We start from the raw sequence: 25,716 nt of genomic DNA, 5'->3' as shown, positions 1-25,716 counted from the left end.
GTGCTCTCCTGTCAGTGCCGCCGGTCGTAGCGGTGGAAGGCCACCCGGTCAGGGTCCCACTCCAGCCCGATCCCGGGCCGGTCGGGGACGATCGCCTGGCCGTCGCGGATCTGCAGGGGGTGCCGCAGCAGGGGGCCGGCCCAGTCGACGTACTCCAGCCAGTGGGCGGTGGGGCTGGCCGCCAGGAGGTGGACGCTGATCTCGGGGAACAGGTGGGACGAGATCGGCGTCCCGCGCGCCGCGGCGAGCGCCGCCGCGCGCAGCCAGCCGCTGACCCCGCCGATCCGGGCGACGTCCGGCATCACCAGGTCGCAGGCCCCGCGATCGACCGCCTCGGCCAGTTCCTCGGGACGGTTGAAGTTCTCCCCGAGCTGGATCGGGACGTCGAGCGCGTCCGCCAGCCGGCAGTTTCCCGCCAGATCGTCGTGGCGGATGGGCTCCTCCAGCCAGGCGATGCCCTCGTCCTGCAGGGCCAGGCCGCGCCGGAGCGCGTCCGCGACGGTGAGCGCCTGGTTGTAGTCGGCCAGGAGCCCGGTACCGGGTACCCGCTCCCGGATGGCGTGCAGTACCGCCAGGTCCTCGTCCAGGGTCGGGTGGCCCAGGCGGACCTTGAGCGTGCCGAACCCGTGGGTCAGCAGCCGGGCGGCCTCATCGGCCGCGGCGTGCGGTGCCATCAGGCCCAGCCCGCTGGAGTTGTAGGCGGGCACGGCGGTTCGCGTGCCGCCGAGCAGCGCCGCGAGCGGGCGGCCGGCGGCGACGGCGAGCGCGTCCCACAGCGCGATGTCGATCGCGGACAGCGCCATGCGGACCAGGCCCGTCACGCCCACGAGCATGGCGCGGCGCGCCAGCTCCGCCGCCGCCTGCCGTGGCGTGAGCGGCCGTTGCGCGATGAATTCGGCGGCGTCGTGGAGCAGGAGGTCGAGGGCGCGCATCGCCGCGGTGGAGTAGCAGAACAGGTACGCCCGTCCGTCGGCGCCCTCCCGCGTCCTGAGGGTGCACAGCAGCAGCGGGGCCGCGCGCACCGTCGCGGCGCTCGTGCCGAGGGGGAAGCGCATGGGTACCTGGAGCGGGATCGTCTCGATCGACTCGACGCTCAGCGGGCGCTCCACCCGCTCACCCTCGTGCACGGCCGTCGGCGTGCAGGGCGAGGATGTCGGCCACGGCCCGGTTCAGCGGTGTGCCGACCCCGGCCTTCCGGCCGAGCTCGACGACGCCGCCGGACAGCCACCGCACTTCGAGGGGACGTCCGGCGTCGAGGTCGTGGAAGAGGGAGGAGGTCATGTCGTAGGCGACGTCGTCGACGAGCTTCAGGCACTCGCGCGCGTAGTCCTCGGCGAGTGCGACGCCGGACGCCCGCCCGACCGCGACGACCTCCCGCATGAGGTCGAGCAGAAAAGCCCTGGTCTGCGGGTTTTCCCGGACGGCGCCGATGGGCAGGCGGGTGGTCGCGGTCGTGGCCGACAGGCCGGTGAGGAACACGAACTTCTGCCAGATCTGGCGCCGGATGTCCGGGCTGACCTCGGCGTTGATCCCGCCCGCGACACATGCCTGGTGGAAGGCGGTGACCCGGGCCGAGATGCGGCCGTCGAACTCGCCGAAGACCAGCCGCTGCAAGGAGCCGGTCTGCTCGATCACCCCCGGGCGGGAGATGCGCGTGGCGACGTAGGCGACCCCGCCGATCACGCGTTCCGCGCCGAAGGCGTCCCTGAGGTAGTCGTCCTTGAGAACGCCGTTCTGGAACGACACGACCGTGGTGTCCGGCCCGATGAGCGGCCGGATCTGCTCCAGGGCCGCCTCGACGCCCCACAGCTTGACGCACAGCATCACCAGGTCGGCAGGGCCGGCCTCGGCCGGGTCGCCGGTCGCGCGCACCGCCGGAAGGTGGACGGGATGGGCGCCGCCCTCGATGCGGAGGCCGTCCCGCCGCATCGCCTCCAAATGGGCGCCCCGGGCGACGAACGTGACGTCCGCGCCGCCCCGGGCCAGCAGCGCGCCGAAGAACCCGCCGACCCCGCCGGCGCCGACGATCGCGATCCTCACCGCAGCACCCCGTCCGGCACGGTACGGACGCCGCTGTCGGCAACGGGTGTGCTCAGCCAGGAGCCGAGCAGCCCGGGCAGCCTGCGCGGGTCGTCGGCGCGGAAGGCGAGATAGCCATCGGGCCTGACCAGGAACACATCGCCCGGTCTGGCGCCGAGCTTGTGCAGCACCTCGCGCCGGGCGTCGAGGAACGTCGGCACGTCTCCCTGGCGGGGCAACCCCTCGCCCAGCACCATCAGGCACTGCAGCGAACCGGCGTAACGATCCTTCAGCCGGGCCAGCTCGGCGGCCATCGCCTCCTTCTTCCGGCTGGAGGTGTAGGAGGAGGCGAACCCGATGAGCACGAATCCCGGCGTGCGCATCAGGTCGTACAGGCGGATGCCGAGGCCGTCGTCGTCGGCCAGGTCGAGGTCGGGGACCCGGTCGCCGGCGTTGATCGCGCTCTTCGGCAGCCCGCCGAAGCGCTGCGCTTTCGACAGCGCCGTGTGCCGGTACTCCACCCCCGTCTGGGAGACCCGGCCGCTCATGAGGTTCTGCACCGGGGTCGTGGACAGGGCGAGCCCCATGACCTTGCTGCTGATCTTGCGGTACGTCGTCGAGCGTGCCTGTTTGATGAACAGCTGGAAGAGCAGGTCGGAGAGCTTGCGGGTCCGCTCGCCGATGAGGTGCCGTTCCTCGTTGTAGCTGTCGAGCAGCGACTCGGGCGCCCGGCCCCGGCACACGAAGCTCAGCTTCCACGCGAGGTTGAAGGCGTCCTGGATGCCGGTGTTCATGCCCTGGGCGGCCACGGGGATGTAGAGGTGCGCCGCGTCGCCGGCGAAGAACAGCCGTTCGTTCCGGTACGTGCTCAGCAGCCGGTTCTGGGCGCGGAACCTGGTGATCCACTGCGGGTTCCCGATGCGCAGGGGATAGGGGACGATCGCGTCCACGGTCTCCTGGACTTCCTCGATGTCGAGGGGTTCCTTGGGTGAGATCTCCATCTTGGCCAGGTCGAAGGCGATGACCCGTACGTACTCGTTCTGGAAGGGCAGCAGAGCGAGGCCGCCCCGTTCGTTGGTGTGCAGGCTGACGAATCCGCGCGGCAGGTCCCCCTCGACCAGGACGTCCGCGATGAGCGCGGTGCCGCGGAACAGGGGCTTTCCTCGGTCGTCCCCCATTGTTGGCTGAGCACGCTGTGCGATCCGCTGCAGTCGATCAGGTAGCGGGCCGTTACGGTGCGCTCGCCCGACTCGCCGCTCAGCTTGGCGGTCACGCCCTCGCGGTCCTGGGCGGCGCTGACGAGCTTGAGCCCGCGGTGGAGGGTCCCGCCGAGTTCGCCGAGACGCTCGGTGAGGGCCCGTTCCGTCTCTTCCTGCGACAGGGTCAGCATGAACGGGTAGCGGCTGCCGGTGTGATACATCTCCACGATCGCGGGCGTGCGGTCGTCGGCGCCGAAGTTGAAGCCGGGAGCCAGGTATCCGTCGCGGACGAACGCGTCGCTGAGGCCGTGCAGCTGTAGCAGCTCCAGGGAGCGTGCCTGCAGGACGAGCGCGCGCGAGTAGCGTGCGGGCTCGCTGCGCTCGTCGATCAGCATGCAGTCCACGCCCTGCCGGAGCAGCTCGATCGCCGCGGTCAGCCCCGTGGGCCCGGCTCCCACGACGAGCACCTGTGTGTCGTGGACGGTCATGACGTCGCCTCCTTGGTCATGGTGCAGGTGAGGAAGTAGTCCAGATGTGCTTCGACGAGGCTCCTGGCGCCGATGAGCTCCTCATCGGAGGCGTCCGGGGGCAGGCGCAGGAACCAGATGGTGTCGAGCGGCGCCATCAGCTCCCACACCAGTTGCTCGGGAGGCTGGTCGGCACGGAGCAGGCCGGCCGCCTGCCAGGCCTTGAACGGCCCGGCGAGCCGGTGCTTGGCCGCCTCGATGGCGGTGTGCAGCCCGCGGACGCCGTCCTGGCCGGAGCCGTCGCGCTGGATCACCCGGGCGAAGCGGCGTCCCCGCGGGCTGGACCACACTTCGAAGAGGCGACCGACCAGCTCGCGGATGGCCTCGTCGGGTGCCGTGGACGCCATGGCGTCCAGGTCGGGGCACAACGCCTCCAGCGAGGGCGGGCCCATCTGCTCGAACAGCGCCGTGTACAGGGCGTCCTTGTTGGCGAAGTGGAAGTAGATCGCGCTGTCGTGCACCTCGGCCTGCTTGGCGATCTCGCGCACGCTGGTCGCGGCGTACCCCTTCAGCGCGAACAGCTCCAGCGCGGCATCCAGCAGGAGTTGCCGGGTGTCTTGTCCTTCGTCTCTGCGCGGCCGTCCGGGCCGCCGCTTTCTCTCGTCCGTCACGACCGCCATTAAAACCAGCGGTTGCTTAATTAGTCAATTCAGCGGGCGCTTAATTTTTGCCCGGGCGGGCCGGGTGGCCGTCTCCGCCTCACACGAAGGGGCCGCCCGGCGTCACGCTCCGTCGAGATCAGCGCACCACGGGAGTGAGCAGCGCCTCGCTCGCCCGGGACAACATCACCTCGCCGGTGAAGGTGTGCGTCTCCTCCACCTGGAACTCGGCCAGGCTCAGGCGGATGTCCCGCGCTCCCTGCTCCGCCCGCCGGCAGGCCTCCTCGCTCTCGAACAACGTCACGGTGATGATCGTGTCGTCGCCTGCGGCGATCGCCTGGTAGCTGACGATGCCGGCGGGCACCTGCACGGGGGCGCCGGAGGCGGCGTCGCCCTCGGGGGAGAGCTGGCTCGCGAACTGCCTGTTGACCTTGCTCATGAGGTCGTCGATGGAGCCGGTCCCCATGCGGTACCGGCGGATGAATGCGTGCATGATCAGTCCTTTCCTTGGATGGCCCTGATACTAGAACTTGTCTTGAGTTAAAGACAAGTGTAAGTTCCAGGTATGGAGACCGACGCCTACGTCGAGGAAGTGGCCATGGCCGTACGAGGCCATCTCACGCGGACCGGGGGAGAGGCGAGCGAGCTGACCCTGGAGGACATCGCCGCCGTGATGGGAGTGTCGCGGAGCACGCTCATCCGCCGCATCGGTCACCGATCCCGCCTCGACGAGGCCCTGGCCAGGCAAGGCGCGAACGTGGCCCGCCGGTCGGCGCGGGACCGGGCAGTGGAGTCCGCCGCCCGCCTCTACGGCACGTACGGGGTCGGCGAGGTGACGCTGGAGATGATCGCCGCCGACGCGGGATGCACCGTGCAGGCCATCCAGGGGCAGGCGGGCGGCCGCGACGGCCTCCTCGCGGCGGTCTTCGACCGCTACAGCCCGATGCCACGCGTGGAGGAGGTCCTGGCCGACCCGCCGGCGGACCTCGAGCCGGCCGCCCGGCTGCTGTACGAACCGGTGCTCGACGCGATGATGGGCGAGGCGCGGGTGATGGCCGCGATGTTCGCCGAGATCGCCTCCCGGCCCGGCGGCGCGCTGGCCGTGCACGTACGGGAGAACTACGCGCCCCGCTTCGTCGGCCTGATCATGGGCTGGCTGAGAACGCACATCGACGCCGGGGCGGTGCGTGACCTGCCGGAGAAGACACTGCTCAGTCAGTTCGCCGGGCCGGTGCTGGCCAGGAGCGTGGCCGCGCTGGCCACGGACGAGCACCTGAGCGCTGCGGCACGCGCCCGGCTGGCGGCCGACCTGGCGGAGGCGTTCTGCCGCGCCGTGCGAACCTGAAGGCGACGATCACCTTGACGGCGTCCCCAAGGAGGCACGGCTCCATGTACAGCTTCTACCTTTTCGAGGGGTCTTTCTACCAAGGGGGAGGCGGATGGGCGTGCTTCGACATCCGCCACGATCTGCCCGCCATCACACGGGCGGCGATGCGCTACATCCGGCAGGGGCACTGGCTCGGGTCCTGGGGCGACACCTGCGTGATCCGGGTGTACCAGCGCGGCGACGTTGACCTCGAACTGCGCGTCTACCCGTTCGCCAGGGTGAAGATCCCGGGCTTCTCCGAGATCAGCTTCGACCATGAGGGGCTGACGATCGGAGGCGTTCCCGAACCCGGCAGCGGCTATGAGGACGTCGCGGAGATCGACCTGGAAGGGGCGGTGCTCCCCGATCTCATCAACGAACATCCGGACGAGATCCAGGTGACGATCGACTGGGGCGACGTCACCTGGCCGGACCTCGAACCGCCGCTGCTTCCTGAGGACGCCTCGGTGCTCGTGGACCTGGCCGAAGGCACCGCGGACGCCTTTGGCCACGACCTGCCTGACGATGAGCATGACGCACTCAGCGACAGGCTCATCGAAGAACTGACCGACGACCAGCACATTCTCCGCTTCGGACACAACCGGGTGCTCTGACGATCTCGCTGTCACCGTTGGATCAGGGCCGCGCCGGACGGGGCGGCGCCGGACAGGGGGTGCTGAGCGGCATGTGGCTGGTGCCTCAAGACTGAACTCCTCGACGTCGATGAGCACAAGCTGCGGCTGCTCGGCGGCGTTGCGGCCCACCTGGCACGGCGCCACGGCGATGTGCGGGTGGTGGCCACCACAGACGCGCGGCGGGCGCTCGACGGCGCGGACTTCGTGGTGACCACCGTACGTGGGGGCGGGATGCGGCGCGTGGCGCCGACGAGCGGATCGCGGTCCGGCACGGCGTGCCCGGTCAGGAGACGACGGGCGCGGGCGGACCGTCGGCATCTGCGACAGCGCCAACCTGGGCCAGCAGGCCATGGCCGCCGTGCACGGTCTCGACGCCAGACCTGCGGCCCGAGGCCCTGGCCACCTGTCGTGGGGACGGGCGGTCCGCGATCAGCAGGGTCGCGACCTGCCAGCGCCAATGCCGGCCGGCCCCCGCTTCCACGCCGGTACTCACAGATCGCGACCCGGGCCAGCGCGCCGCCAACCTCCGGCGGGACGCCGGGAAGGACCTGCACCCGTTCGAGACGGGCCGTGGTGCGCTGTTCGTCCTCCCATGACGCGGCCGCGTGGCTGACGAAAGGTCCGCCACGAGCGCTGTCGACGTAGCCCTGCAGCCAGCAGACGAGCCTGCCCTGGGCGATCAGCCCTCTCCGGAGGTCCACCTCCGTCCCTTCCCTGGCCAGCCAGGCGCCGGCCGCGGTCGCATGCGAGGGGACCGAGCTGATGAAGAAGCCGGGGGGATGGAGATCAGGGGCGTCGCGCGGGTCCAGCAGGACGTACTCGTCTCGAACCGTCCGGCGTCCCCTGCGAACCAGCCCGGTCGCGAGCTCCTCCGCGAGCCGCCCCTCGACGTCCGCGGCCCATTCGGCCGCCGAGTGCACCGGCAGGCCGGTCCACGGGCTGCGCGGCGCCGCCGGGTACTCGACCGCGAAAAGTGTAGAGGTTCGGATCCCGCCGCCTGCGAAAGAGCACGACCATGCCGTCGGGCTCCGTCCGGACATCGACATAGGAGTAGCCGTCGGTCACGGCACCCGCCCGTGACAGGCACGTCCTGACCGCTGCGACAATCTCCTGCCGAGACCACCCGATCGCCATGCTTCCACGCTCCCACACCCGTCTCGCCCCAATAAGTCGGTGGGACCAGGTGAACGCTGGATCCTCTTCCGTTGCACAACGGGCGGACGCCGCGCAGGCCGCAGCGCTCACAGGGTCATACAGACTTCCAGTCCCTACTCGACCCTTGGGCGCCGGGCACCAGATGCTAGCGCGCGGCGGGACGGCGGCGGTTCGCCCAGATGGAGCGGGCCACGGTGGCAGGTGTCATGAGGGTGGCGGGGTGGGCGGTCATGTTGGTCACGTCGGCGAAGCGACGCGAGATGGTCTCGTCGGCCAGCGAGGCGTCGACGATCTGCTCGCCGATCCAGCGTGCGAGCCGCGCCTGCGGCGAGAGCACCGCGCCGCTCTGCTGCCGGGCGAGGTCGGCCGCCGTGGACAACTGCCAGGCGGCGTCGACGATCACTTGCTGCAGGTCGAAGAACTCGTGGGCTGGCATCCGGGCGTCCGGCGTGCGCCACAGGTAGGCCGACAGGCTGGAGGCGTGCAGCGTGGCCGATGTGATGCCCTGGCCGTAGATGGGGTTGAAGGAGGCCACCGCGTCGCCCACACTCACCAGGCCGCCGGGCAGGCGCGTCAGCCCGGCGTAGTCACGGCGGCGGGCGTCGGCCTGGCGGTAGGTGGCGATGGGCTTGAGCGGCTCGCCCGCGACAGCCCGCGCAAACGCGGGCGGCAGGTCCTCGCGGCAGCGTAGGAGAAAGCCATCCAGGGTACGGTCCGGGCGGTCGTCGTCGTAACCACCCAGCATGACGAGCCATGCGCCCCCTTCCACGGGGCTGACCGCGCCGCCGGCGGTGCGGGCCGCTGCGAACGCGGGGCTGCGGCGGGCCAGCGCCCCGAAGATCGGAGCGTCCGGTGAGCGGGCGAAGAGTCCCGTGGCGTAGTTGACGTTGATGGGCACCCGGTGCAACGACGGCTTCTGCCAGCCTGCCTCTTCCAGCCAGTCTCCGAGCTTGCTGGCGCGGCCCATGGCGTCCACCACGAAGTCGGCGTCCTCCACCGCCTCCTCGCCTCCGCTGATCCAGCGCACCCCCTGCACCCGTCCGCCGCCAAGGCCCAGCCCGGTGACCCTGCCCGGGATCACCTTCACGTTCGGCAGATCGAACGTACGGCGGCGAATCACGTTCTCCAGGAATGGGCGGGTGCCACTGAGCAGGTCGTAGGGGGCCGTCGCGGCCTGCGGGACGTTGTCGACGTAGGTGCGCACCTCCCTGCCGGGCAGCAGCACCGCGCCCTCCTGGCGGGCCTGCGCGGTGATGCCGGGGAACCAGCGTTCGAGCTGCCGGAGCCCGCCCACCAGCAGCGCGTGCGACTGGCTGCCCTGCGGCACACCTGGACGCGGAATCCGAGTCTCGCCCAGATCGTCCCGCTCGATGATCACGACGGTCTCGGCATGGTCAGCGAGCACGCGCGCGGCCAGCAGCCCGGCGACGCTCCCGCCCATGACCACCGCCTTGCCGGCGACGATCCGGGTTCGCTCGATCGGCCTCGCCGCGCTCAGGGCGTTGAAGATCTGCACAGGTGTTCCAAGCGGCATGGGACGACCGTACAAGCGCCGTCCGCCTGGAGAATCAGTCAGATGACCAGCCGGTCGGCCGCCTCACCCATTCGGCCGGACCACGCCTGCCCCAGTCGTCCGACGGATTCGCGGGCCATGCGCATCCTCGTAGCGTGATGCGATGATCGAGAGTTCTGATCCACCGAGCACCCGGGCTCCGGCGGCGCTCTTGATGCCGTGGAGGCGGTCCGCCTGGGGAGCGACGGACCCAGCACAAGCTGGTCTGCGAGTGGTTCGACAACCGGGGCCGCCGTGCCACCGTGACCTGGCCGGGCCGGAAGGGCGATGAGCTGACGGCGGATGCGGCGATCCTGCACGCGGAGCGGAAGATCCGCGGGCAGGAGGCGTTCACGCGGCGCGATGAGAACTCCTGGGAGCACACCGCGCGGATGGACTTCGGTCAGGGCTGGGTGCGGACGGAGGCCCAGACCCTGCGGCGGGTGAGGTGGCCCTCGTCATGTCAACCGGGGGAGGGGGCGCAAGGGGCGATCCGGTAGGCGCGGATGATGGTCTGCTCGACGGTGTTGCCCGCGCTGTCCTTCGATCGGGCGCGCAGCGAGACGAACCCGTCCATGGCCGGGTGGCGCAGCGGGACCGTGCCGTTCGCCCCGGACCAGGTCACCTTCCAGGAGGCGCCGTCGTCGTAGGAGACGTCCACGGACAGGTCACGGGACCTCGCCAGTGGTTGATCCGGCCTGTGTCCGTACGGTCAGCGGCACGGTGAACGGCCGGCCGGTGCGGTGTTGCGCCGGTCCAGTTCGGGGGAGAAGCCGACCACCGACAGCGGTAGCGCCGTGGTGCCGTCCTGGACGGTGGCGGAGCGGAACGTCCAGGTGACCGACACGCGGGTGGACAGCGTGGCCGCCGGCGCGCCCGGCCTCGGCCTGGAGGTTGTAGGCCGCGTCGCCGGGCGGCACCTGCACCGCTTGGAGGAACGGCCGCGGCGCCTCGGTCACGAGCCGGCCGTCACGGTTGAGGGCGATCGGCGCCGCGGTGGCGCTCGAGGTGCCCGTGCGTCCCGCCCCGTCGCCGAAGAGCGCCGGCAGATCCACCGGTACGTCGCGGGCCGGCTGGGCACGCAGGCGGCCGACGGCCTCAACGGGGAGATCTTCCTCGCGGCCTTCCACGATCGCGCCAGCTTCGACGCCCGCCGGGGCGTGGTCCGTGGCTGTACGGCATCGCCACCAACATCGTCGCCCAGCACCACCGCAGGGAGATTCGCCGGTTACGGACGCTGCGGCGGGCCCCCACGAAACGGTCGATCCCGGGCACGAGTCCGCGGTGGTCGGGCGTGCGGCGGCCGCGAGCGTGGCGGAGCTCAGCTACGAGGAGATCGCGCAGGCGCTCGACATCCCGACAGGGACCGTGGGGTCCCGGCTCAACCGGCCCGCAAGAAGGTGCGCGCCGCTTTCGGCGGCGTCAACCCGATGAAGGAGGAGACGGATGGATGACCTGGCTGCGATCGGCGAGCTGTTCTGGGCTCCGTCGGCCGGCGCGACGTCGAGGCGGAGGGCCGGGCCCGTTTCATGGCGGCCTGCGCCGTACCACGCGGCGAGCCTCCATCGAGTTGCCAGCCATTCGGTACTGCAAGTACCACTATCTTGAATGGTACTTGTAGTACCGGAACTGGTCAGGAAGGCGCTCACGGAATGGTTGGGACGACCGGCCACCTGAAGCCGCTGTGCACCGACTTCTGTCGCACACCAGTCACATGACAGATACGCGGCCGGTCCCCTCACAATACCCTGTGCGTCGGGTCGAAACATGAAGCGGAGGTGAACAGAAATGCGTTACATTTCGCTAACTGTCGAGGAGCTCGAGCGCTCCGACCGCAACAACTGGCATTGGAGCCATTAGCCGCGATCGCGAGGGGTCGCCTGTCGAGCGGGCCGCGGCCCACTCGACAGGCGCATCTTCACGATCGGGATGAGGATTTAAGATTCACATGCGCTTGCGTAGAGCACGATGTCTGGTCTGCTATTGGCACAACGGGGCATTCGTCGCCCACCCTTTCCTGCGGGGAAAAGGCCTCGTCCTTTCGGTCGCCATCGCGGAAGTACTGGACGCCTTCACCGATTGGCGCACTGTGGACGAGGCCGTGGAGTGCCTGCCGCACGAAGCTCGCGAATCGGTTGCCGCGGTCATTCCCGAGCTGGTCTCGCGCGGGCTTCTGCTCGCCGAAGGCAGCCAGGAGGATCTGCGGGATGAGGCGCTCGACGCTCGATGGGGGCCATGGTCTCCAGAGGCGTCGTTCTTCCACTTCGCCACGCAGAACCACGTCTACTCCGAGGCGAGCGGCGACGACCGCGAGGCGCTGGCGGCCCAGGGCCGGCCGCCCATCTTCACCACGTATCCCGAAGCCGATCGAATCCTGCTCCCGCGCGTCCCCGGCCGACTCGACGAGCCGTTGGGACAGGTGCTGTACCGGCGGCGCACCCACCGCTCCTTCACGTCGGCTCCCGTGCCGCTCGCGCCTTTCGCCGCCTTGCTGAGCAGCACCTTCGGGCCCGCCGACTACATTGACGCCGGCGCGTTCGGCGCACTCATCCGCCGCACCAGCCCATCAGGCGGTGCCCGGCAGGAACTGGAGGCCTATCTGGGCATCCGCCAGGTCAGCGGCGTCACGCCCGGGTGGTATCACTACAACTCTTTGGAACACTCGCTGGAGTTGATGGCCGAAGGATGCACCGGCGAAGACCTTTCAGCCATGTGCGGAAATCAACAGTGGGTGGAAGACGCCGCGTTCATTGTCGTCGTGACGGCGGAAATCGAGCGTATGCTCGCCAAATACCGGAATCCGCGTGCCTACCGCGTCTGCCTCCTCAACGCCGGCCATCTGGGCCAGACCTTCGCCCTCTCCGCTGTGGCGCTCGGGCTCGGGCCTTTTCAGACAGGCGCGTTCCACGACAAGGCCCTGGCGGAACGGCTGAATCTGGACAATGTTTCTCGGACGCCGCTCTATGTGCTGGGCGCCGGCCTCCCGGACGGGGAGTGGGCTTCGATCCCGGCCGGAGCAGACATGGAAACCTTCGGCCTGACAACTCTCCAGGCGAAGACGACAACGCCTCCGGCCCGCCCAGCATGACGACCCGCGTCATCAAGATCACCACCCGCTTGCCGCCGCAGGGCTGGGATGCCCCGTGGCGGAGAGCTTGCAGGCCGGCAAGGACCTGTTCGGCTGGACGAGTCCCAAGTCCGCCTCTATAAGGCGCTGCTTCGGCACCTCGTTCTGGTCATGGCTGCCGTGGCTGTCCTGCGCGGTCACCGCAGCCACAGCCCGTCACCGTACCCGCAACCAAGCCCCACACCCGACCCGCCCCGACGAAGCATCTCCTGCCGACCCCCGGCCTGATCCCACTGACGGTCGCAGAGGTCGCTCTCCAACGCCCGGACCGGCCACTCACCAACGCTGGAACACGCTGCCCACTGGTCGACCTGGCGACGCCGTCACCAAGCCCGGCCACGGAGATGAGCCGGCCGAGTAGGAGCCTGATCGGCGCCGTCGTCGCGCCCGGCGCCGACGAAGTAGGAGTAGGAGTAGATCGCGCTGTGAGGCGGCAGGTAGCGCCATTGGCAACCGGCCCGGGCCTGACACAGGATCGCGTTTCACGATCTCCCGCACATCGCAGCGCCCTGCATGGCCGCTGACCCAGGAGTGCCGGCCCTGCCAGGAGGTGATGACGGGCCGGATCAGCCTCTACCGCTCGTCGGACAATCGCCGGGGTACGGCTTCCGCATCCCGCGGGGCCGTGTACCCGCCGGCCAGTACGCGCGCCGCGCGCATCCGGCATGCGGCCTGCCACAGAGGCCGGCCGGCACTTCTCCGGGCCTGGGCCGGCCGTCACGGACTCCGCGCGGCCAGCGCCGCGGCCGTCTCAGCCAGCCGCTCATTCGTCCGGCGCAACACCGTGAGCAACTGGGCACCCTCCAGGGCCGGCCGCGGCCGATCGTCATCCGCGCTCAGGACTCCGAGTTCCTTCCTGGCCTGGCCGACCAGCGCGGCCACGCCAGGCTTGCGATGGACGCCCGGCGAGCCTTCGACGTACGCAGCGAGCTCGCGCACAGACCGGGCACTGTCTCGCAGGGCGTCGAAGACGTCGGCGTGCCGTCGGCCTCCGGTCGGCCGGCTGCCCATCAGCCGCCGCCGAGCCTCGAAGGGGGCTGCGATCTCCTCCACCCGCCCGACGGCTTGTTCGAAGCGCACGCGATGCTCGGGCAACTGCTCGCCGCCGTGGCCGACAACACGCTCTTGCAAACTTTCGAGGAAGACGGCCAGCGCGCGCACGGATTCGGCCACCCGCAGCCGGGCCACGGCCGTGCTGCGCACCGGCAGGAGGTACCACGAGACCACGATCGCGATCACACCGCCGAGCAGGATGCCCGCGAGGCGCACGACCAGCAGCGACGCCGCACTCTGCGCGAAATAGGCGTAGGTGAACGCCAGAGCTGCGGTGATGCTCCCGGCCCAGTACGCATAGCTGAATGATCGCGACCATATGCCGGCGAGCAGGACGACGAAGACGGCCGCGAGGTGCGCCGCGGGGCTGCCGTCGAACAGCGGCAGCAGAAGCGTCGCGCCGCCCGTGCCCGCCGCCGCACCGGCGACCCGCAGGACCCCCTTGTGCACGACGTCCGCGCGCCCTCTGTTGCCGCTGCACACGAGAAAGGTCGTCAGCACCGCCCACTGCCAGTGCTCGCCCAGGACGAATCGGCCGCAAAGGAAGGCGAGCGCCAATGCCACGCCCAACTGGATCGCCATCTTGGTGCTCGCCGGCAGCCGCCTCTGGGGCGGAGTGTCCGCGCGCCGTTGCGATGGCGTTCCGGTGAGCAGATGCGTCACCAGCACCACGCCGCACGTCATCATGGCTATGAGCGCGGTCCAGCCAATGTCCGCCATGCCCACCGGCGCCACGAGCACCACGATGAGCAGTGGCATGGACGCCTGTGCCCCCGCGGTGGTCGCGCGCGCTCCCCAGCGCCGTACCCAGACGGTCGTGCTCAGGGTGACCACGAACAGCGCCGCGCCGAGCGCGGCGTACGGACCGGCCAACAGCGCGTGCATGGCGACCGCCGCCGCCGCGACGAGTGGCAGCACGGTGAGGGCGATGACCCGATCCAGCCAATCCTCGTCCCGCCGCGTCCTGCCCAGGGGCAGGCCAAGCGCGGCGGCTACGACGAGGAGGCCAGGCGACAGCTTCGCGGTTTGGACGACGGCCACCGCGACAGCGAGGCTGGCCGTCATGGCTCCGGCGGTGACCGCGGCGTCCTTCGGTGATGATGCCACAGCCCCATACTAAGCAACACTTAGTAATTTCTAGGACTATTCGCTGTATTTAGGCCAAAAGCACTAAGTGATAGCTTAGCAACGTGAGGGATGCAGAGATGCGATGCCATGTCGCAACAGAGACCCGGCGCGCGGTCACGGGTTTGGCTCGCCGGTTGCGCGCCGAGCGCCCATCCGGCGCGCTCAGCGGCAACAAGGTGAGCGTCCTCGGCCACCTGTACCGCCACGGTCCCAGCACGCCGACGCAGATCGCCATCGCCGAACACCAGCAGCTGCAGTCGCTCACCCGAGTGTTCGCCGAGTTGGAGGAGCAGGGCCTGATCGCCCGCAGGCCGAGCCCGCTCGACCGGCGAGCGTCGATGCTGGACCTCACGCCCGAGGGTCGCGAGGTGCTGATCCGCGACATGGGCGCCCGCGATACGTGGCTCGCCACCGCGATGGAGGGCCTGAGCGAGACCGAGATCCAGGTGATCGGCCTGGCGGCGACTCTGCTGGCGGAGCTGGCCGAAACGGCAAGCCCCTGTCCCCACCCGGACACGCCCACCACGGGAGCGACTCCATGACCGACATCCCGGCATTCCTGATGCCGCGTACCTGCCCACTGAACCCACCTGAGCAGCTCGCCCGGCTGCGAGCGGAACAGCCGATCACCCGAGTGCGGCTCTGGGACGGCACCACGCCATGGCTCGTCACCCGGTACGACGACGTGCGCGCCGTTCTGGCCGACCCACGCTTCAGCGCCGACCCTGCACGCCCGGGCTATCCCGCCCGCAGCCCTGCCGGTAAGCGGCGCACCGGCGGGGTGTCCTTCCTACAGATGGACGACCCCGAGCATGCCCGATACCGCCGCATGCTGATCGGCGAGTTCACCATGCGGCGGATGGAACGCCTGCGCCCCCTGGTGCTGGAGACCATTGAGGGGCTCCTCTCCGCGATGGCCGCCGGTCCACGACCGGTGGATCTCGTGGAGGCGTTCGCGCTGCCCGCTCCATCGATGGTCATCTGCCGGCTGCTCGGCGTCCCGTACGCCGACCACGCCTTCTTCCAGCAGCACAGCAGGACGATGCTGGACACACGAGCCGACCCCGAAGACGTGGCCGGCGCGCGCCGCGCCCTGGCCCGCTACCTCCACGAACTGGTGGTCGCCAAACAGGCCGATCCTGGTGACGACCTGATCGGACGGCTGATCGAACGCCACGGACGCACGGGCGAGCTGACCACCCGGCAGATGGTGGCCATGGCGATGCTGCTGCTGGTGGCGGGCCACGAGACCACCGCGAACATGATCGCCCTCGGCACCCTCACTCTGCTGCAGCACCCCGAGCAGGCTCGACGGCTGCGTGACGGCGAACCCGCCTATGTCAGGGGTACCGTCGAGGAGCTGCTCCGCCTGCTGACCATCACCCACACCGGCCGCCGTCGCACCGCCGTCGAGGACGTCGACCTGCGCGGCACGTCATCCGCGCCGGCGAAGGCGTCATCGCCGCCGCCGACGCCGCCAACCGCGACCCCGAGGTCTTCGCCGACCCCGACCGCTTGTCCCCCGAGCGGCCCGCCAACCACCATGTCGCCTTCGGCTTCGGCGTCCACCAGTGTCTCGGGCAACAGCTGGCCCGGCTGGAACTGCAGATCGCCTACCCCGCGCTGCTGCGGCGCTTCCCCCGGATGAAGCTCGCCACCGACATCGCACAGCTACGCTTTCGCGATGAGATGCCCGTGTACGGCGTGGACACCCTTCCCGTCACCTGGTGAAACTCCGGTGCCACCGACCGGGCCTCAGGCGGCTCAGCCCCGGGGGCCGGGTCATTGACGGCAAAACCGCGTCACGGAGCGCAGCGGCCGCGGCTCAGGGCACTAAGCGCGTATCCAAAAGTTCCGCGCGTAACGAGGCGTGAGATCGTCAAGGCGGATGGGCATTGACAGGGGCCTCGCCGGGGGTTGGATCGAGGTTGCTCACACCGTCTCTCCGGTCCCGGCGAGGTCGTGGTCAGTATGCGCCCTCCTGTCGTGTTCGCCAATGCTCCGGACGCCTCCATCGAGCACCTGCAGGCGGAGTTACGCGGACGCTGGCGGCAGGCGATGCGGGCGGTGATGGTGCTGTTGTCGCTGCACGGGCTGCCGGCAGCACAGATCGCTGACCTGCTCGGCTACGACCCGGGCACGGTGCGCCGCTGGATCGGGCGGTTCAACCGGCTGGGGGTTGCGGGCCTGGCCGACCGTCCCCGCCCCGGACGCCCGCGGCGGGGTGGCCGGCGGCTGGTGCGCCGCATCGCCGCGCTGCTGACCCGGCCCGGACCATGGACGATCCCCCGGCTGTGGCGGTGGCTGAACCGGCCCGCGCTGAGCCGCCGCACCCTGTACCGGCGGGTGCGCCTGGTGGCCGTCTGGCGGCGGCCCAAACTGATCACCAAGGGCGACCCGGACCGCTGGCGGATCCTGCTCGACCTCACCGCCCGGCTACGGGCGCTGCCGCGCGGCGCCGTGGTGTGGGCCGCCGACGAGACCCACGTCCACTGGCTGCCGCACGTCCGCTCCAGCTGGACGCTGCGCACGCACCGCCCGGAGGTTCTCACGCCAGGCAAGAACCGGCAGGTCACCGTGCTCGGCGCACTGGAGATGACCACCGGCCGATGGGTGTACCGACTCGGCCTCCGACGCGCGACCGACTTCCTGCTCCTGCTCGACCAGGTGCTCGCCGCGTTCCCGGCCGCCCCGGCAATCGTGGTGATCTGCGACAACGACAGCATCCACCACGCCAAGGCCGTCACCGCCTACCTGGACAAGCACCCTCGCCTGGAGCTGCTGTACGGGGCGCGCTACAGCCCGCACGACAACCCCGTCGAACGCATCTGAGCGGCACTGAAGGCGTTCATCGCCAACACCGCCGTCACCTGGCCCGGCCGCCTCAGACAGATCCACGCCTTCTTCCGCGCCCGCTCACCCGACCAGTTCCTGACCACCGCGATCCCCGAAGTCAGCCCCTGGCTCCCCGCCGGTTACAAGCGGAACTACTGGAATGCCGCTTAGCCGCCGAAGCGGGCGGGGCGGCGGGCGGTGAAGGCCTCGATGCCCTCCAGGAAGTCGCCGGTGGCCGCGCTCTCGCCCAGCGCGTCCCGTTCGAGGTCGAGCTGCCGCTCCAGGTCGCCGCCCCCGCTGAGCGCGAGCAGCCGCTTGATCCGCGCGTAGGCGCCGGCCGGGCCGGCGGCCAGACGCTCGGCCAGCGCGCGCACGTGCTCGCCGAGCTCCTGCCGCGGCACCACCCGGTTGACCAGGCCGAGCCGGTACGCCTCCGCGGCGTCCACGGCCTCGCCCAGCATGATCAACTCCGCCGCGACATGCCGCCCCACGACGCGCGGCAGGAAGAAGGTGCTGCCGGAGTCTGGCGTGGCGGCGAGCTTGACGAACGCCTGGCAGAACGTGGCGTCGTCGGAGGCGACGACCAGGTCGCAGGCGAGCGCGAGGGAGAACCCCGCGCCGTACGCCTGGCCGTGGACGCTCGCGATCACCGGTTTCGGCAGCCGGGCGATCCCGGCGACGGCCTGGTGCACGGCGCCCGCCATCTCGCGCAGCACTGGTGTGCCCCGGCCAGCCCGCACCCCCGACACCATGTCCTTGACGTCGCCGCCGGCGCAGAAGCCGGCGCCCTCGCCGCGTATGACCACGACCCTGGTACGCGCGCGGGCGCCGAGTTCTTTGACGGCGGCGGCCAGCGCGTGGCCCGCCGCGGTGTTCAGCGCGTTGCGCCGGTCGGGGCACGCCAGCACGATCTCGGAGATCGGTCCGTGGTGCTCGACCCGTACGCGGGCGTCGCGGCCGTTCGCGGTCATCGCGTCACCACTTCCTCATGATGATTCACACAGCCCAGCAGGGCGAGCAGGGCGGCCTGCCTGACGGTCTCCAGCGCGCCCGGCATCGCGCGCAGGTGAGGGGTGCGCGCGATGTCGTTGACGATCGCCAGCGCGGCGTGCACGCGGGCCCGCGCCTGCATCGCCGTCGTCTGTGGGCGGGCGAGGCGCAGCCGGTGCTGCCACTCGCCGAGGTAGTCCTGCTGGGCCTGGACGACCGCCGCCCGTTGCTCGGCGGGCAGATGCCGCACGTCGCTGATCAGCACGTCGATGAGCGCGCTGTTGTCCGCCGCGAACCTGACGTAGGAGCCGGCCAGCCTGCTCAGCGCGTCCGCCGGGTCCATGGCGCGGGCGAGCGCTCGGTGCAGGTCCTGGCGCAGCCACTCGCTGCCGCGGTTGAGCACCGCGTACAGGATCTCCTGCTTGGAGGTGAAATGGTGGTAGACGCTGGGCCCGGCGATGCCGGCCCGCGCGCCGATGTCCTCCATGCGCACGCCGGCGTAGCCCTGCGCGGCGAACAGCGGGACGGCGGCGGCGAGCAGCTTCTCCCTGCGTGAGCGCGGGTCGAAGCCGTCGTCCGGCTCCGCGGGGGCGGTGGCCTGCGGCGGGGGAGTGAGGGCGAGTACCGGCCGGACGATCTGCTCCAGGAGCGAGGCGTACTCGGCCTTGGGCAGTTCGACGCTGCTGTGGCCGGCGCTGTTGAGCACCGACCACGCGCACCACGACAGCAGGTCGGCGCCGGCCGGACCGAGTTCGGGACGCTCGGCCAGCAGCGCCACGGCCAGCCGGCCCGCGGTCGAGCGCAGCGCGTCGCGCAGCACGCCGCGTTCCTCCTCGGGCAGGGCGCGGGCCTCCCGCTGCCACAGCACGCCCAGGCGGCGATGTTCGAGCGCCACGTCCGCCAGGCGCGGCACCAGGCGGTCGATGGGACCGCCGGTCGCGAGCACCCGCTCGAACGGCTCGATCTCGGCCAGGACGACGGCGGTCAGCAGCCGCGGTTTGCCGGCGAAGTGCCGGTACAGGGCCGAGGGGCGCACGTTCATCGCGTCGGCGACGTCGCTCATGGCCACCTGGTCATAGCCGTGGCGCGCGAACAGCTCGGCCGCCGCCTCGATGATCAGCGTGCGCCGGTTGCGCGGCCGGGTGCCCCGCGCCGGCGCCGCAGCCGCCGTCCGCTCTGCCGTCACCCATCGTCCCTTCGTCCGCTGCGCGGTTGAGACAGTCCGCCCCACGGTCGAGACCGTGCACTCCGTGGTCAAGACAGCCCGCCTCGCGGTCAAGATACCTGGCGCGCGCCGCCGCTCCAGTACCGGCGACGCAGCTCCCGCTTGAGGATCTTGCCAGCGCCCGACAGCGGCAGCTCCCCGGCGAAGGCGACGCTGCGCGGCAGCTTGTACCCCGCGATGCGGTCCCGGCAGAACTCCCGCAGCTCCTCCTCCGTGGCGGCCAGGCCGGGCCGCAGCACGACGACCGCGTGCACCCGCTCGCCCCACCGCTCGTCGGGCACGCCGATGACCGCGCACGCGGCGACGGCCGGGTGCTTGGCCAGCGCGTTCTCCACCTCGGCGGAGTAGACGTTCTCGCCACCGGACACGATCATGTCCTTGATCCGGTCGACGACGAACACGTAGCCACGCTCGTCCATGTAACCGCCGTCGCCGGTGTGCATCCAGCCGCCCCGCAACGCGGCCGCGGTCTCCTCCTCCCGCCGCCAGTAGCCGGGCGTCACGTGGTCACCGCGTACCACGATCTCCCCCACGGTGCCGCGCGGCACCTCGGCGCCGTGGGCGTCCACCACCCGGACCTCGGAATGGGGAGCGGCGCGGCCCGCCGCCCGGCGCAGCGCCGGGTCATCGTGGTCGGCCGGCAGCAGCAGGGTGGCGATGGGGGACAGCTCGGTCATCCCGTACGCCTGGACGAACCCGGCACGGGAGAACACCGCGCGGGCGCGCTCCAGCACCGCCTCGGAGATCGGGGAAGCGCCGTACACCAGGTGCTCGACGCTCGACAGGTCATACGACAGGACGTCCGGGTGGTCGATCGCGAGCTGGATCATCGTCGGCACCCAGAGCGTGTCGGTCACGCGGTGCCGCTGGATCGCCTCCAGCGCCCCGGCGGGCGTGAACGCCGGGATGATGACGTGGGTCGAGCCCACGATCATGCCGGCCGTCCAGGCCGCGATGTCGGCCAGGTGGAACATCGGCGCGGCATGCAGCAGCCGCCCGCGTGGCGTGAGGAACTGACCCGTGGCCAGGCTGCCCAGCGCGGAGGCCGCCAGGTTGCGGTGGGTGAGCATCACGCCCTTCGGATGGCCGGTCGTCCCGCCCGTGTAGAAGATGCCGAAAAGCTCGTCGCCGCCGCGCCGGGCGTCCTCGGCCGGCGTGCCGTCCACGATGAGCCGTTCGTAGCCGATCATGCCTTGCGGCGGGTCGCCGTCGCCGCAGAAGATCACGGTGGCCAGGTCGTCCAGCTCGGCGCGCAGCGACGGCACGAGGGGCGCGAACGTGTCGTCCACCAGGAGCACCCCGGTGGCCGACTCGCGCAGCGCGTGCACGATCTCCGCAGGGCTCCAGCGGACGTTGAGCGGCAGGACCACGGCGCCCGCCCACGGAGTGGCCAGCAGGTACTCGTGGTAGCGGTCGGAGTTCATGGCGAGGGCGGCGATCCGGTCGCCGGGGGCGACGCCGAGCGAGCGGAACGCGCCCGCCAGCCGCGCCACCCGCTCGGCGGACTCCGCCGCGGTGCGCACGCGGTGGCCGTGGACGGTCATCGGGGCGGCGGGGGTTTGCTGCACCGCCTGGTGCACGGTCTGGGTGAGGTACATGGGGGCCACTCCTCGAACGGATGGGTCCGATGGCGGGTCAGATCGTGAGGCCGCCGCCGCAAACGAGGGTCTGCGCGCTGATGTAGTCGGATTCGGGTGAGCACAGCAGGTAGACGGCCCCCGCCGCCTCCTGGGGGGTGCCGACGCGGCCGAGCGGGATGTCGCGTTCCATCCTCTCCATCAGGTCGGCGCCGATGCCGACCCTGACGCGCCTGCCCTGGACGTCGATGGCCGCGCCGTCGGCCGCGGCGGTCTCGGTCAGCCGCGTCCTGATCAGCCCGAACGCGACGGTGTTCACGGTGACGTTGTAGCGGCCCCACTCCTTGGCCAGCGTCTTGGTCAGCCCGGTCACGCCGGCCTTGGCCGCCGCGTAGTTCGCCTGGCCCGCGTTGCCGCTGAGCCCGGCGATCGAGGAGATGTTCACGACCTTGCGGCAGGGGACCGGCTCCCCGGCCGCCGCGGCCCGCTTGGCGGCCGCCGCGATGACCGGCTGCGCGGCGCGCAGGATGCGGAACGGCGCCTTGAGATGCACGTCCAGCATCGCGTCCCACTGCTCGTCGCTCATCCTCTGGATGACGCCGTCCCAGGTGTAGCCGGCGTTGTTGACCACGATGTCCAGGCCGCCGAAGGCGTCGAGCGCCGCGCCGACGAACCGCTCGCCGAACCCGGCGTCGGTGACGCTCCCGGCACAGGCGACCGCCTCGCCGCCCAACGCCCGGACCGCCGCGAGCGTCTCGGCAGCGGGGCCTGGATCGAGATCGTTGACCACGACCCGCGCGCCGTGCGCCGCCAGCTTGAGCGCCACCTCGCGCCCGATGCCCCGGCCGGAGCCGGAGACGATCGCGACCTTCCCGTCGAGTGATCCCATGGACGGCGCCTCTCAGTCGTGCGGGGGTGTGGCGGGAAGCTCGATCACGGCTTCACCGGTGAGGGTGACGGTGCCGTCGGCGAGGGCGACCGTCAGCCGGACGGTGGCCACCCCTTCGGCGGTGACGTGGACGACCTCGCCCGTACAGGTGGGCCGGGCGTGCACGGGCGTGATGGCGGCGAAACGGACGCGGAAGGAGCGGATGCGCTCCTGGGGCACCCAGCCGGTGAGCAGCCGCCCGAGGTAGGCCATGGACAGCATGCCGTGCGCGAACACGTCGTCCAGACCCGCCGACCTGGCGACGGCCGGATCGAGGTGGATGGGGTTGTGGTCGCCTGAGGCTCTGGCGAACAGCGCGAGCGTGGTCCTGGTGATCGGCCCGGCCTCCAGGACGCGCCGGCCGCTCACCGCGCGCTCGCCGGGTCGCGTACGACGATGACGCTGGTGAGGTCGGCGACCGGGGAGCCGTCGGCGCGGGTCACCGCCGTCTTCTTCACCAGGAACTGCAGGGCGCCGCCCTTCTTGCTGTAGATCTCGGCGATGCGCGGGCGCAGGACGAGCCGGTCGCCCGCGTGCGCCACCGAGTGGTAGGTGAACGCCTGCTCGCCGTGGAGCACGTGGCGCAGGTCCACCCCGAGGCCGGTGAGGTAGCCGAACGGGTCCGGCCGCTCCAGCTCCAGCCCGAACAGGAAGGTCGGCGGCACCGGCAGATCCGGGTGCCCGGCCGCCCTGGCCGCCGCCAGGTCGAGATAGACCGGGTCGGTCTCCCCGACGGCCTCGGCGAAGAAGCGCAGCCTGCCGCGTTCGACGTCCACCGTGACGGGCGGCAGCTCGGTGCCGGCGGCGGAGCAGGGGATCGGCACCTCAGGACATCCTCTCGTAGAGCGTGACGACCGCCGCGCCGCCCAGCCCGATGTTGTGCTGGAGGGCGACCGAGGCGCCCTCGACCTGCCGCGGCCCCGCCTGGCCGCGCAGCTGCCAGACCAGCTCCGCGCACTGCGCCAGGCCGGTCGCGCCCAGCGGGTGGCCCTTGGACAGCAGGCCGCCCGACGGGTTGGTCACCACCCGGCCGCCGTAGGTGTTGCCGCCGTCGAGGACGAACTTCTCCGCCGTGCCCTCCGGGGTCAGCCCCAGCGCCTCGTAGCTGAGCAGCTCGTTGGTGGTGAAGCAGTCGTGCAGCTCGGCCACCCGGATGTCGCCGGGGTCCACCCCGGCTGCCTCGTACACCTGGGCGGCGGCCTCGGCGGACATGTCGTAGCCGACGAGCTTGATCATGTCGTGCTCGGCGAAGCTGCCCGGCCTGTCGGTGACCATGGCCTGGGCCGCGACGCCGACGCGGGCGTCCAGGCCGTGCGCGAGCGCAAACTCGTCGCTGCACAGCACCGCGGCGGCGGCTCCGCAGGTCGGCGGGCAGCACTGCAGGCGGGTCAGCGGGCCGTACACGTGCGGCGAGGCCAGCACCTCCTCCAGGGTGACCGGGTCGCGGAAGACCGCGTACGGGTTGCCCGCCGCGTGCGCCCGCGCCTTGACCGCGATCCGCGCGAACGTCTCCGGCGCCGTGCCGTGCCGCTCGGCGTAGGCCTGACCGGCGGCGCCGAAGTAGCGCGGCGCCATGGGGGTGGAGCCGTCGGGGCCGAGTGCCGCGTCCGCGGCGGCGTCGAACCGGTCGAACGGGCTCGGCCGGTCCTCCCACTGCGCCGTGATGGCACCCGGGCGCATCTGCTCAAAGCCGACCGCCAGGACACAGTCGGCGGCGCCGTGCTCGATGGCCTGCCGGGCCAGCCACAGAGCGGAGGAGCCGGTGGCGCAGTTGTTGCTGACGTTGACGACCGGGATGCCGGTCATCCCCACCTGGTAGAGAACGTTCTGTCCCGATGTCGAATCACCATACACATAACCGACGTAGGCCTGCTGGACGGACTCGTAGCCGATCCCGGCGTCGCGAAGCGCGGCCCTGATCGCCTCCTCCGCCATGGCCAGGTACGTCCCAGCCCTTCTCGGGGTAGAGAAGGGACTCATCCCCACCCCGACGACCCGGGTGCGCCTGCTCACAGCGACCTCCTGAACGCGCCGATTGATTTCAAGCTACCCTATGCATAATTCACTTAGTCGGCTAGAGGACTCAAACGACTCCTGCGGTACAGCGGGGTGCCTGGCCACTTGGCCCGGCTGCTGTCGCCAACGCGACACACGGTGCCGTCCTTCGACGGCTCAGCTTCTCTCGCGCCGGTCTGGAGGTCACCTCCTACGCTCTGCTGATCAAATTCCATGGGACCTGGGGGCCACCGAACCGGAGCCGGACAAGGTCACCGACGCGCTGCAACGCCACGGCATCGAGCAGACGGCAGTGCGCACGCGCCTGCCGAGTCACGCGCCCGATCCAGGACGCGGAGTCCAAGGGAACTGTTCACCGCTGGCTCGCCATGGCGACCTTCTACTCATCCAGGGCCGGAGCGTTCTCATGTGGTGAGACCGAGTAGCTGAAGGCCGTCGGCGGGGTGGCTACGGTAGTGGTCGGTGGCGGCGGCGATGTTTGTCCAACCGATCAGGCGGGTCAGGCCGACGGCCAGATTGCGCGGGCCGGCCAGGATCCGGGGTGCGGCGCCGGTGCGGACCTTGCAGGCGTCTTCGCGGTAGGTGACGTCGCGGATGTGGTGCAGGGCCTCGATGCTCCAGTGGCCGCGGATCAGCGTGGCGAGCTGGGCGTGGGTGATACGGCCCGGCGGCAGGCTGGTGATGGCGTAGATCGTGACGATGGTGGTCTTGCCGGTCTTGAGGTCGGTGCGGCGGCGTTTGACCTGGATGGCCTGGGTGGCATGGGAAAGGGCAGGTGGGGGCGGGTGGTGCAGATCTTCATCCGGCGGATCTCGCGGCGGCCGTGCCCGCGCTCGTCGGTGCGGTCGTTCAGAAGTGCTTCGCGCCAGGGCAGCGCTTTGAGCCTGTGGTGGAGCGTGGGCTGGTTGGCCTTGACGATGAACAGGAAGTGGCCGCTGGCCGCGACAATCTGCCGGGCGTGCTCGGTTTGTGTGTGCAGAGCGTCGGCGGTGATGACCAGGCCGGGCAGGTACAGGCCGGACAGCAGAGGTGTGAAGGCGGGGATCTCGTTGCTCTTGGCCTCGGACCTGCCGCTGGGTGAGCACGGTCTGGGTGTCGTGCCGGACGGCGGCCAGCAGGTGAGTGACACCGTCGCCGGTACGGCTGCCGCGCAGGGTCTTGCCGTCCACGGCCAGGCCGAGCAGGGAGGTTCTGGTGGCGGTGATCGTCTGGGTGGTCGTTTCCGGCGGGTGGCCGGTGGTGATCGCGAAGAGGTAGGCGCAGGTCGCGGCGTCGAAGGCATCGCCGTCCAGACGGGCCAGCAGCCGTCCTAGGGTGCTGGCGGCCGGCTGGCCGGGAGGTGGCCGGAAGCCCGAGCTGGGTGCGCAGGTCGGGGTCGTAGCCGGCGATGACCCGGGTGATCTTTGCCAGGGATGTCGCTCCGCTGAGGACGGCGAGCAGGGATAACGCGAGCAGGGGGCCGAGCCGGTAGCGACGTCCTCGGCGGTGACGCGGGTCGGGTACGGCATCCAGCACCTCGGCCAGGGTGGGCAGGTCGGAGGCGGGGTCGGTGAGGGCGACGTGCTTCAGGTGGCGGAAGAGCACGTCGATCGTGGATGATGGCACGCGAACGCGGCCCCTGTTCTTGATCGACTGGCTAGACACCGATGATCATGAGGGGTCGCGTTCGTCATCTCCGCACCGGGGCCCTACTTGCCCACCCGGCTCAAGGGTGCAGCAGTCTCGCCAGTCGAGAACGCAACGGCCCTGTCTACTCATCATACGGAAATCGAAGACGTTTCAGGT

General features: G+C 70.7%; 22 protein-coding genes and 5 pseudogenes. 8 read left to right on the top strand and 19 right to left on the bottom strand.

Annotated elements, in window-relative coordinates; genetic code table 11:
* Nucleotides 1–11: 11 nt before the first annotated feature.
* The 6 genes and pseudogenes from KIS93_RS03945 to KIS93_RS03925 form a co-directional block, all read right to left on the bottom strand.
* Nucleotides 12–1,127, bottom strand: a complete 1,116-nt coding sequence (locus KIS93_RS03945) for an enolase C-terminal domain-like protein (protein WP_222107227.1) — start codon at nt 1,125–1,127, stop codon at nt 12–14.
* Nucleotides 1,114–2,040, bottom strand: coding sequence for a ketopantoate reductase family protein (locus KIS93_RS03940; RefSeq protein ID WP_186403618.1), 927 nt, complete (start codon nt 2,038–2,040; stop codon nt 1,114–1,116). The genes KIS93_RS03945 and KIS93_RS03940 overlap by 14 nt, the downstream gene beginning before the upstream one ends.
* Nucleotides 2,037–3,197: an FAD-dependent monooxygenase gene (locus KIS93_RS03935; RefSeq protein ID WP_186403617.1), complete on the bottom strand. Its 1,161-nt coding sequence runs from the start codon at nt 3,195–3,197 to the stop codon at nt 2,037–2,039. The genes KIS93_RS03940 and KIS93_RS03935 overlap by 4 nt, the downstream gene beginning before the upstream one ends.
* Before the next feature lie 26 nt (nt 3,198–3,223).
* A pseudogene (locus KIS93_RS68755) lies at nt 3,224–3,706 on the bottom strand (FAD-dependent monooxygenase); the annotation flags it as partial.
* Nucleotides 3,703–4,356, bottom strand: a complete 654-nt coding sequence (locus KIS93_RS03930) for a TetR/AcrR family transcriptional regulator (protein ID WP_186403616.1) — start codon at nt 4,354–4,356, stop codon at nt 3,703–3,705. The gene KIS93_RS03930 and the pseudogene KIS93_RS68755, both read right to left, overlap by 4 nt.
* Before the next feature lie 127 nt (nt 4,357–4,483).
* On the bottom strand, nt 4,484–4,837 hold the full coding sequence (locus tag KIS93_RS03925; protein ID WP_186403615.1) for a hypothetical protein: 354 nt from the start codon (nt 4,835–4,837) through the stop codon (nt 4,484–4,486).
* Between the two features lie 72 nt (nt 4,838–4,909).
* Here KIS93_RS03925 and KIS93_RS03920 point away from each other — a divergent pair, with 72 nt between their 5' ends.
* From KIS93_RS03920 to KIS93_RS68750, 3 genes and pseudogenes are all read left to right on the top strand, one after another.
* Entirely contained in the window at nt 4,910–5,689 is a 780-nt protein-coding gene (locus KIS93_RS03920; RefSeq protein WP_186403614.1) for a TetR/AcrR family transcriptional regulator, read from the top strand.
* A gap of 44 nt (nt 5,690–5,733) precedes the next feature.
* Entirely contained in the window at nt 5,734–6,324 is a 591-nt protein-coding gene (locus KIS93_RS03915) for a hypothetical protein (RefSeq protein ID WP_186403613.1), read from the top strand.
* A 102-nt stretch (nt 6,325–6,426) separates the two neighbouring features.
* Nucleotides 6,427–6,990: pseudogene (locus KIS93_RS68750) on the top strand (hypothetical protein); the annotation flags it as partial.
* A 655-nt stretch (nt 6,991–7,645) separates the two neighbouring features.
* On the opposite strand, the gene KIS93_RS03905 reads toward KIS93_RS68750, so the two are convergent.
* The 3 genes from KIS93_RS03905 to KIS93_RS67245 form a co-directional block, all read right to left on the bottom strand.
* Nucleotides 7,646–9,034 carry an FAD-dependent oxidoreductase gene (locus KIS93_RS03905; RefSeq protein ID WP_186403612.1) on the bottom strand — a complete coding sequence of 463 codons (1,389 nt, stop codon included), beginning with the start codon at nt 9,032–9,034 and terminating at the stop codon, nt 7,646–7,648.
* A 481-nt stretch (nt 9,035–9,515) separates the two neighbouring features.
* Nucleotides 9,516–9,713, bottom strand: a complete 198-nt coding sequence (locus tag KIS93_RS62970) for a hypothetical protein (protein WP_222107226.1) — start codon at nt 9,711–9,713, stop codon at nt 9,516–9,518.
* A gap of 51 nt (nt 9,714–9,764) precedes the next feature.
* Nucleotides 9,765–9,899 (bottom strand): hypothetical protein, encoded by a 135-nt coding sequence (locus KIS93_RS67245; protein WP_281261941.1) that lies wholly within the window; start codon nt 9,897–9,899, stop codon nt 9,765–9,767.
* 1,101 nt (nt 9,900–11,000) lie between these two features.
* Between KIS93_RS67245 and KIS93_RS03895 the strand changes: the two genes are divergently transcribed.
* On the top strand, nt 11,001–12,140 hold the full coding sequence (locus tag KIS93_RS03895) for a SagB/ThcOx family dehydrogenase (RefSeq protein ID WP_222107225.1): 1,140 nt from the start codon (nt 11,001–11,003) through the stop codon (nt 12,138–12,140).
* Nucleotides 12,141–12,896: 756 nt separating this feature from the next.
* Here KIS93_RS03895 and KIS93_RS03890 read toward each other — a convergent pair.
* The gene (locus tag KIS93_RS03890; protein WP_186403611.1) at nt 12,897–14,339 is read right to left on the bottom strand and encodes an FUSC family protein; all 1,443 of its coding nucleotides are present in this window, start codon (nt 14,337–14,339) and stop codon (nt 12,897–12,899) included.
* Between the two features lie 83 nt (nt 14,340–14,422).
* Between KIS93_RS03890 and KIS93_RS03885 the strand changes: the two genes are divergently transcribed.
* The 4 genes and pseudogenes from KIS93_RS03885 (at nt 14,423) to KIS93_RS03875 (ending at nt 17,366) form a co-directional block, all read left to right on the top strand.
* Nucleotides 14,423–14,902: a MarR family winged helix-turn-helix transcriptional regulator gene (locus KIS93_RS03885; RefSeq protein ID WP_222107224.1), complete on the top strand. Its 480-nt coding sequence runs from the start codon at nt 14,423–14,425 to the stop codon at nt 14,900–14,902.
* Nucleotides 14,899–15,621, top strand: a pseudogene (locus KIS93_RS68265) (cytochrome P450 family protein); the annotation flags it as partial. The gene KIS93_RS03885 and the pseudogene KIS93_RS68265, both read left to right, overlap by 4 nt.
* A gap of 176 nt (nt 15,622–15,797) precedes the next feature.
* Nucleotides 15,798–16,091 carry a cytochrome P450 gene (locus KIS93_RS68260; RefSeq protein WP_335673881.1) on the top strand — a complete coding sequence of 98 codons (294 nt, stop codon included), beginning with the start codon at nt 15,798–15,800 and terminating at the stop codon, nt 16,089–16,091.
* 240 nt (nt 16,092–16,331) lie between these two features.
* Nucleotides 16,332–17,366, top strand: a pseudogene (locus KIS93_RS03875) (IS630 family transposase).
* On the opposite strand, the gene KIS93_RS03870 reads toward KIS93_RS03875, so the two are convergent.
* From KIS93_RS03870 to KIS93_RS68740, 9 genes and pseudogenes are all read right to left on the bottom strand, one after another.
* Nucleotides 17,363–18,166 (bottom strand): enoyl-CoA hydratase/isomerase family protein, encoded by an 804-nt coding sequence (locus tag KIS93_RS03870; RefSeq protein ID WP_186403609.1) that lies wholly within the window; start codon nt 18,164–18,166, stop codon nt 17,363–17,365. The pseudogene KIS93_RS03875 and the gene KIS93_RS03870 sit on opposite strands and share 4 nt — an antisense overlap.
* Complete coding sequence (locus tag KIS93_RS03865) at nt 18,163–19,371, bottom strand: TetR/AcrR family transcriptional regulator (RefSeq protein ID WP_186403608.1); 1,209 nt, start codon at nt 19,369–19,371, stop codon at nt 18,163–18,165. Before KIS93_RS03865 ends, KIS93_RS03870 begins: the two co-directional genes overlap by 4 nt.
* An 89-nt stretch (nt 19,372–19,460) precedes the next feature.
* Nucleotides 19,461–21,008 carry a long-chain-fatty-acid--CoA ligase gene (locus tag KIS93_RS03860; protein WP_186403607.1) on the bottom strand — a complete coding sequence of 516 codons (1,548 nt, stop codon included), beginning with the start codon at nt 21,006–21,008 and terminating at the stop codon, nt 19,461–19,463.
* A gap of 37 nt (nt 21,009–21,045) precedes the next feature.
* Nucleotides 21,046–21,876 (bottom strand): SDR family NAD(P)-dependent oxidoreductase, encoded by an 831-nt coding sequence (locus KIS93_RS03855; protein WP_186403606.1) that lies wholly within the window; start codon nt 21,874–21,876, stop codon nt 21,046–21,048.
* A 12-nt stretch (nt 21,877–21,888) separates the two neighbouring features.
* Complete coding sequence (locus KIS93_RS03850) at nt 21,889–22,284, bottom strand: MaoC/PaaZ C-terminal domain-containing protein (RefSeq protein WP_186403605.1); 396 nt, start codon at nt 22,282–22,284, stop codon at nt 21,889–21,891.
* Nucleotides 22,281–22,739, bottom strand: a complete 459-nt coding sequence (locus tag KIS93_RS03845) for a MaoC family dehydratase N-terminal domain-containing protein (protein ID WP_186403604.1) — start codon at nt 22,737–22,739, stop codon at nt 22,281–22,283. The genes KIS93_RS03850 and KIS93_RS03845 overlap by 4 nt, the downstream gene beginning before the upstream one ends.
* A gap of 1 nt (nt 22,740) precedes the next feature.
* Complete coding sequence (locus KIS93_RS03840) at nt 22,741–23,928, bottom strand: lipid-transfer protein (RefSeq protein ID WP_186403603.1); 1,188 nt, start codon at nt 23,926–23,928, stop codon at nt 22,741–22,743.
* A gap of 634 nt (nt 23,929–24,562) precedes the next feature.
* Nucleotides 24,563–25,213, bottom strand: coding sequence for an ISAs1 family transposase (locus tag KIS93_RS68745; protein WP_420895845.1), 651 nt, complete (start codon nt 25,211–25,213; stop codon nt 24,563–24,565).
* Nucleotides 25,214–25,335: 122 nt separating this feature from the next.
* Nucleotides 25,336–25,446: pseudogene (locus tag KIS93_RS68740) on the bottom strand (transposase family protein); the annotation flags it as partial.
* Nucleotides 25,447–25,716 lie beyond the last annotated feature (270 nt).

The organism is [Actinomadura] parvosata subsp. kistnae (genome assembly GCF_900323885.1).
Lineage (GTDB): Bacteria > Actinomycetota > Actinomycetes > Streptosporangiales > Streptosporangiaceae > Nonomuraea > Nonomuraea composti.
Note: the sequence above shows the minus strand (reverse complement) of the source record. Positions and strands in the feature narration are given on the sequence as shown.